The organism is Streptococcus pluranimalium, assembly GCF_047785745.1.
GTDB lineage: Bacteria > Bacillota > Bacilli > Lactobacillales > Streptococcaceae > Streptococcus > Streptococcus pluranimalium_B.
Window position 1 is genome coordinate 1 of the sequence record NZ_JBLOJT010000086.1, and the last position, 7,719, is coordinate 7,719.

General features: G+C 42.2%; 2 protein-coding genes. Both read left to right on the plus strand.

The genetic code is table 11. The features are described 5' to 3' along the window. The first annotated feature begins 326 nt into the window (after positions 1-326). Complete coding sequence (rpoB, locus tag ACMZ6U_RS08230; protein ID WP_416107818.1) at positions 327-3,896, plus strand: DNA-directed RNA polymerase subunit beta; 3,570 nt, start codon at positions 327-329, stop codon at positions 3,894-3,896. A 120-nt stretch (positions 3,897-4,016) separates the two neighbouring features. Beyond that, positions 4,017-7,649, plus strand: coding sequence for a DNA-directed RNA polymerase subunit beta' (gene rpoC, locus ACMZ6U_RS08235; RefSeq protein WP_416107820.1), 3,633 nt, complete (start codon positions 4,017-4,019; stop codon positions 7,647-7,649). Positions 7,650-7,719: the final 70 nt, after the last annotated feature.

Below are 7,719 nucleotides of genomic sequence, written 5' to 3' on the forward strand. Positions count from 1 at the left end.
CATAAGAAGAAATAACCGTCGATAGACTTGATTTTTAAGAAAAATGGTGTTATAATATAAACATCTATTTGACGTTTAATCACGGTTGAAATATTGTCCAGCCGTGGCATAAAGCAGTTAAATCATACTTTAAGGAGTTCGATTTAGCTGCTCTTTTTGTGCCTATTTTCGGTGTTTTTGCAATATGTAACAAACATTTAAAGATTCTGAAAATTGATTAACATCAAGAATGTAATAGAAGTTATTTTAGATAATCATGTTAAACTAACTTCGTCATTAAACTCGAACGATTTTCGTTCATAACTCATTTAATAAAGGAGTAAGACTTGGCAGGACATGACGTTCAATACGGGAAACATCGTACCCGTCGTAGTTTTTCAAGAATCAAAGAAGTTCTTGATTTACCTAACTTAATTGAAATTCAAACAGATTCATTCCAGGATTTCTTGGATAATAGCTTGCGTGAAGTATTTGAGGATGTGCTTCCGATTTCAAACTTCACAGATACCATGGAGCTGGAATTTGTTGGCTATGAATTAAAAGAACCTAAGTATACGCTTGAAGAAGCGCGTGCACATGATGCTCACTATTCTGTCCCTTTGTTTGTTACTTTCCGTTTGATCAACAAAGAGACTGGTGAAATTAAAACTCAAGAAGTTTTCTTTGGAGACCTTCCTTACATGACAGAAATGGGTACTTTCATCATCAATGGTGCTGAACGTATCATCGTTTCTCAATTGGTTCGCTCACCTGGTGTTTATTTCAATGATAAGGTTGATAAAAACGGTAAAGTTGGTTACGGTTCAACTGTAATCCCTAACCGCGGTGCATGGCTTGAGCTTGAGACAGATGCTAAAGATATCGCTCATACGCGTATCGACCGTACCCGTAAGATTCCATTCACAACTCTTGTTCGTGCTCTTGGTTTCTCCGGTGATGATGAAATCATTGATATTTTTGGCGATGGGGAATTAGTTCGTAACACTATCGAAAAAGATATCCATAAAAATCCAAATGATTCACGTACTGACGAAGCTCTTAAAGAAATTTACGAGCGTCTTCGTCCAGGTGAGCCTAAGACTGCTGATTCATCACGTAGCTTGTTGACAGCTCGTTTCTTCGACCCACGTCGCTATGATTTAGCTGCTGTTGGTCGTTACAAAATCAACAAAAAACTTAATGTTAAAACCCGTCTTCTTGGGCAAACCATTGCTGAAAACTTGATTGACAGTGAAACAGGTGAAATCCTTGTTGAAGCTGGTACTGTCATGACTCGTGAAATTATTGACTCCATTGCTGAGCATTTAGACGGTGATTTGAACAAGTTTGTTTACACACCAAATGATTATGCGGTTATCACAGAGCCAGTTGTGCTTCAAAAATTCAAAGTAGTTGCACCTACTGATCCAGATCGTACAGTAACAATCGTTGGTAATGCTAATCCAGATGACAAGGTTCGTGCTTTGACACCGGCAGATATCTTGGCGGAGATGTCATACTTCCTTAACCTTGCTGAAGGTTTAGGAAAAGTGGATGATATTGACCACTTGGGTAACCGTCGTATTCGTGCGGTTGGTGAACTTCTTGCTAACCAGTTCCGTATAGGTCTCGCTCGTATGGAACGTAATGTTCGTGAGCGTATGTCTGTTCAAGACAATGATGTGTTAACACCACAACAAATCATCAACATTCGTCCTGTAACAGCTGCTATCAAAGAGTTCTTTGGTTCATCACAGTTGTCACAGTTCATGGATCAACACAACCCACTTTCTGAGTTGTCTCATAAACGTCGTTTGTCAGCCCTTGGACCTGGTGGTTTGACACGTGACCGTGCTGGTTATGAAGTACGTGACGTGCACTATACTCACTACGGTCGTATGTGTCCTATTGAGACACCTGAAGGACCAAATATCGGTTTGATCAATAACTTGTCTTCATACGGACACCTTAACAAGTATGGCTTTATTCAAACACCTTACCGTAGGGTTGATCGTACGACTGGTCAAGTAACAAATGAAATCGTTTGGTTGACTGCGGATGAAGAAGATGAATACACAGTAGCTCAGGCTAACTCAAAACTTAATGAAGACGGTACTTTTGCAGAAGAAATCGTTATGGGTCGTCATCAAGGTGTCAACCAAGAATACCCAGCACATTTAGCTGATTTCATGGATGTTTCACCTAAGCAGGTGGTTGCCGTTGCGACAGCATGTATTCCTTTCTTGGAAAACGATGACTCTAACCGTGCTCTCATGGGTGCCAACATGCAACGTCAGGCTGTGCCATTGATTGATCCTAAAGCACCTTATGTTGGTACTGGTATGGAATATCAAGCAGCCCACGACTCAGGAGCAGCGATTATTGCTCAACATGATGGCAAAGTTGTCTTCTCAGATGCTGAAAAAGTGGAAGTTCGTCGTGAAGATGGTTCTCTTGATGTTTATCATGTGACAAAATTCCGTCGTTCAAACTCAGGTACTGCTTACAACCAACGCACACTTGTGAAAGTTGGCGACATGGTTGAAAAAGGTGATTTCATCGCTGATGGTCCTTCTATGGAGAACGGTGAAATGGCCCTTGGTCAAAACCCAGTTGTTGCTTACATGACATGGGAAGGCTACAACTTTGAGGATGCCGTTATCATGTCTGAACGTCTTGTGAAAGAGGATGTTTACACATCTGTTCACTTGGAAGAATTCGAATCAGAAACACGTGATACCAAGTTAGGCCCTGAAGAAATCACACGCGAAATTCCAAACGTTGGTGAAGAAGCACTCAAAGACCTTGACGAAATGGGTATCATCCGTATCGGTGCTGAGGTTAAAGAAGGCGATATTCTTGTTGGTAAAGTAACACCTAAGGGTGAAAAAGATCTTTCTGCGGAAGAACGTCTTTTGCACGCTATCTTTGGAGATAAATCACGTGAAGTCCGCGATACATCACTTCGTGTTCCTCATGGTGGTGACGGTATTGTTCGTGATGTGAAAATCTTTACACGTGCTAACGGTGATGAATTGCAATCAGGTGTAAACATGCTTGTTCGTGTTTATATCGCACAAAAGCGTAAGATTAAAGTCGGAGATAAAATGGCCGGTCGTCACGGTAACAAGGGTGTCGTTTCACGTATTGTACCAGTAGAAGACATGCCGTATCTTCCAGATGGAACACCTGTTGATATCATGCTTAACCCTCTTGGGGTGCCATCTCGTATGAATATCGGTCAGGTTATGGAACTTCACTTAGGTATGGCTGCTCGTAACTTGGATATCCACATCGCAACGCCAGTGTTTGATGGAGCTACTTCAGAAGATCTCTGGGCTACTGTTGAAGAAGCTGGTATGGATAGCGATGCTAAGACTGTCCTTTATGATGGTCGTACTGGTGAACCATTTGATAACCGTGTGTCAGTTGGTGTCATGTATATGATCAAACTTCACCACATGGTTGATGATAAACTTCATGCACGTTCAGTTGGACCTTACTCACTTGTTACTCAACAACCGCTTGGTGGTAAAGCACAATTCGGTGGACAACGTTTCGGTGAGATGGAGGTTTGGGCCCTTGAAGCTTACGGTGCGTCAAATGTCCTTCAAGAAATTTTGACTTATAAGTCAGATGATGTGACTGGTCGTTTGAAAGCTTATGAAGCTATCACCAAAGGTAAACCAATTCCAAAACCAGGTGTGCCAGAATCATTCCGAGTTCTTGTTAAAGAATTGCAATCTCTTGGTCTTGACATGCGTGTCCTTGATGATGAAGATAGAGAAGTTGAACTTCGTGATCTTGATGAAGGTGAAGATGATGATGTGATGCACGTTGATGATCTTGAAAAAGCACGTGAAAAACAAGCTAAGGAATCAGCAGAATTAGCACAAGCTGCGGCTGAAGATAAATAATAAAAGATGACATAAAAGGTTAGTTTTGTATGATAAAACTAACAAGCTGTTACAAGGTCAGGTAGTGGATTTCCATTACCTTTGACGGCGTAATATTGATAATGAAGAAAGGTACTATTAGTGGTTGACGTAAATCGTTTTAAAAGTATGCAAATCACATTAGCCTCACCTAGTAAGGTCCGTTCATGGTCTTACGGTGAAGTTAAAAAACCTGAAACAATCAACTATCGTACATTAAAACCAGAACGTGAAGGACTTTTTGATGAAGTTATCTTTGGTCCAACAAAAGACTGGGAATGTGCGTGTGGTAAATACAAACGTATCCGTTATAAAGGTATCGTCTGTGACCGTTGTGGTGTTGAAGTAACGCGTGCTAAAGTTCGTCGTGAACGTATGGGTCATATCGAATTGAAAGCTCCTGTATCACATATCTGGTACTTTAAAGGAATCCCATCTCGTATGGGTCTTGCCCTTGATATGAGTCCTCGAGCTCTTGAAGAAGTTATTTACTTCGCAGCCTACGTGGTTATTGACCCTATGGATACACCACTTGAAGCAAAATCTCTCTTGACAGAGCGCGAATACCGCGAAAAACTTCAAGAGTACGGTTATGGTTCATTTGTGGCGAAAATGGGTGCGGAAGCAATCCAAGATCTTCTTAAACGTGTGGACTTGGAAGCTGAAATCGCAGAACTTAAAGAAGAGCTCAAAACAGCTTCTGGTCAAAAACGTGTCAAAGCTGTACGTCGTTTGGACGTTCTTGATGCCTTCTACAAGTCTGGGAATAAACCTGAATGGATGGTTCTTAACATCCTTCCAGTTATTCCACCAGATCTCCGTCCGATGGTTCAATTGGATGGTGGTCGTTTTGCGGCATCTGATCTTAATGATCTCTACCGTCGTGTTATCAATCGTAACAACCGTTTAGCACGTCTTTTGGAACTCAACGCTCCAGGGATCATTGTTCAAAATGAAAAACGTATGCTCCAAGAAGCCGTTGATGCTTTGATTGACAACGGTCGTCGTGGCCGTCCAATCACAGGTCCTGGTGGGCGTCCATTGAAATCTTTGAGCCACATGCTTAAAGGTAAACAAGGTCGTTTCCGTCAAAACTTGCTTGGTAAACGTGTAGACTTCTCTGGTCGTTCCGTTATCGCTGTTGGTCCTACGCTAAAAATGTACCAATGTGGTGTGCCACGTGAAATGGCTATTGAGCTCTTTAAACCTTTCGTGATGCGTGAAATTGTTGCTCGCGAATACGCTGGTAACGTTAAAGCTGCTAAACGTATGGTTGAACGTGGAGATGAACGTATTTGGGATATTCTTGAAGAAGTTATCAAGGAACATCCAGTTCTTCTTAACCGCGCACCTACCCTTCACCGTTTGGGTATCCAAGCCTTTGAACCAGTCCTTATCGATGGTAAGGCACTTCGTCTTCATCCACTTGTGTGTGAAGCCTACAATGCCGACTTTGATGGTGACCAAATGGCCATCCACGTACCTCTTTCTGAGGAAGCACAAGCAGAAGCACGTCTTCTCATGCTTGCGGCTGAGCACATCCTTAACCCTAAAGATGGTAAACCTGTTGTTACGCCATCTCAGGATATGGTTTTGGGTAACTACTATCTGACCATGGAAGATGCTGGTCGCGAGGGTGAGGGTATGATCTTCAAAGATCGTGATGAAGCTGTTATGGCTTATCAAAATGGCTATGTTCATTTGCATTCACGTGTAGGTATCGCTGTTGACAGCATGCCAAATAAACCTTGGAAAGAAAATCAACTTCACAAGATTATGGTAACTACTGTTGGTAAAATCCTCTTTAACGATGTGATTCCAACTGAAATTCCATATCTCCAAGAACCAAACAATGCTAACTTGACGGATGGAACACCAGATAAATACTTCTTGGAGCCTGGTCAAGACATTCAACCAGTCATTGATTCACTTGAAATCAATGCGCCATTCAAGAAGAAAAATCTTGGTAACATCATCGCAGAAACGTTCAAACGCCTTCGTACGACTGAAACCTCAGCCTTTCTTGACCGTTTGAAAGACCTTGGTTACTACCATTCAACGCTTGCTGGTTTGACTGTTGGTATTGCGGATATTCCTGTTATTGATAACAAAGCTGAAATCATTGATGTTGCTCACCAACGTGTTGAGGATATTAACAAGGCTTTCCGTCGTGGTCTCATGACTGAGGATGATCGTTATGTTGCTGTTACAACAACATGGCGTGAAGCTAAAGAAGCCCTTGAAAAACGCTTGATTGAAACACAAGATCCTAAGAACCCTATCGTTATGATGATGGACTCAGGAGCTCGTGGTAACATCTCTAACTTCTCTCAACTTGCCGGTATGCGTGGTTTGATGGCTGCTCCTAATGGACGCATTATGGAACTTCCGATCTTGTCTAACTTCCGTGAAGGTTTGACCGTTTTGGAAATGTTCTTCTCAACTCACGGTGCGCGTAAAGGTATGACCGATACGGCCCTTAAAACAGCCGACTCAGGTTACCTTACTCGTCGTTTGGTTGACGTTGCCCAAGATGTCATCATCCGTGAAGATGACTGTGGAACAGACCGTGGTTTGACTATTACAGCTATCACAGATGGTAAAGAAGTTACTGAAACACTTGGAGAACGTCTTCAAGGTCGTTACACTAAGAAATCAGTTAAAAACCCAATTACAGGTGAAACCATCATCGGTCCTAACAAGCTTATCACTGAAGATAAAGCCGCTGAAATTGTTAACGCAGGTGTAGAAGAAGTAACAATCCGTTCCGTATTTACATGTAATACTCGTCATGGTGTTTGTCGTCACTGTTACGGTATCAACTTGGCAACTGGTGATGCGGTTGAAGTTGGTGAAGCGGTTGGTACAATCGCTGCGCAATCTATCGGAGAACCTGGTACTCAGCTTACAATGCGTACCTTCCACACCGGTGGTGTAGCCTCAAATACCGATATCACTCAAGGTCTTCCTCGTATTCAAGAGATCTTTGAAGCACGTAACCCTAAAGGGGAGGCTGTGATTACAGAGGTTAAAGGTACTGTTATTGAAATCGAAGAAGATGCTTCAACACGTACTAAGAAAGTTTACGTTCAAGGTAAGACTGGTATGGGTGAGTATGTGGTACCATTTACAGCTCGTATGAAAGTTGAAGTGGGCGATGAAATTGCGCGTGGTGCGGCACTTACTGAAGGATCAATTCAACCTAAACGCCTCCTTGAAGTTCGTGATACACTTTCTGTGGAAACTTACCTTCTTGCAGAAGTTCAAAAAGTTTACCGTAGCCAAGGGGTAGAAATCGGAGACAAACACGTTGAGGTAATGGTTCGCCAAATGCTTCGTAAAGTTCGTGTCATGGATCCAGGTGATACAGATCTTCTTCCAGGAACATTGATGGATATTGCTGATTTCACAGATGCTAACAAGGATATTGTTATCTCTGGTGGTATTCCTGCGACATCTCGTCCAGTTCTTATGGGGATCACAAAAGCCTCTCTTGAAACGAACTCATTCTTGTCTGCGGCTTCCTTCCAGGAAACAACGCGTGTCCTTACAGATGCGGCTATCCGTGGTAAGAAAGACCATCTTCTTGGACTTAAAGAAAATGTTATTATCGGTAAGATCATTCCAGCTGGTACTGGTATGGCCCGCTATCGTAACATTGAGCCACAATCAGTTAATGAAGTGGAAGTTATCGAAGAAGTCCCAGTTTCAGAAGAAGCAATTATTACAGAATAATCTATCAAAATCGAAAGTTTTGGCTTTCGGTTTTTTTGGGCTCTTCGTCAACTGTAGTGGGTGACTTATC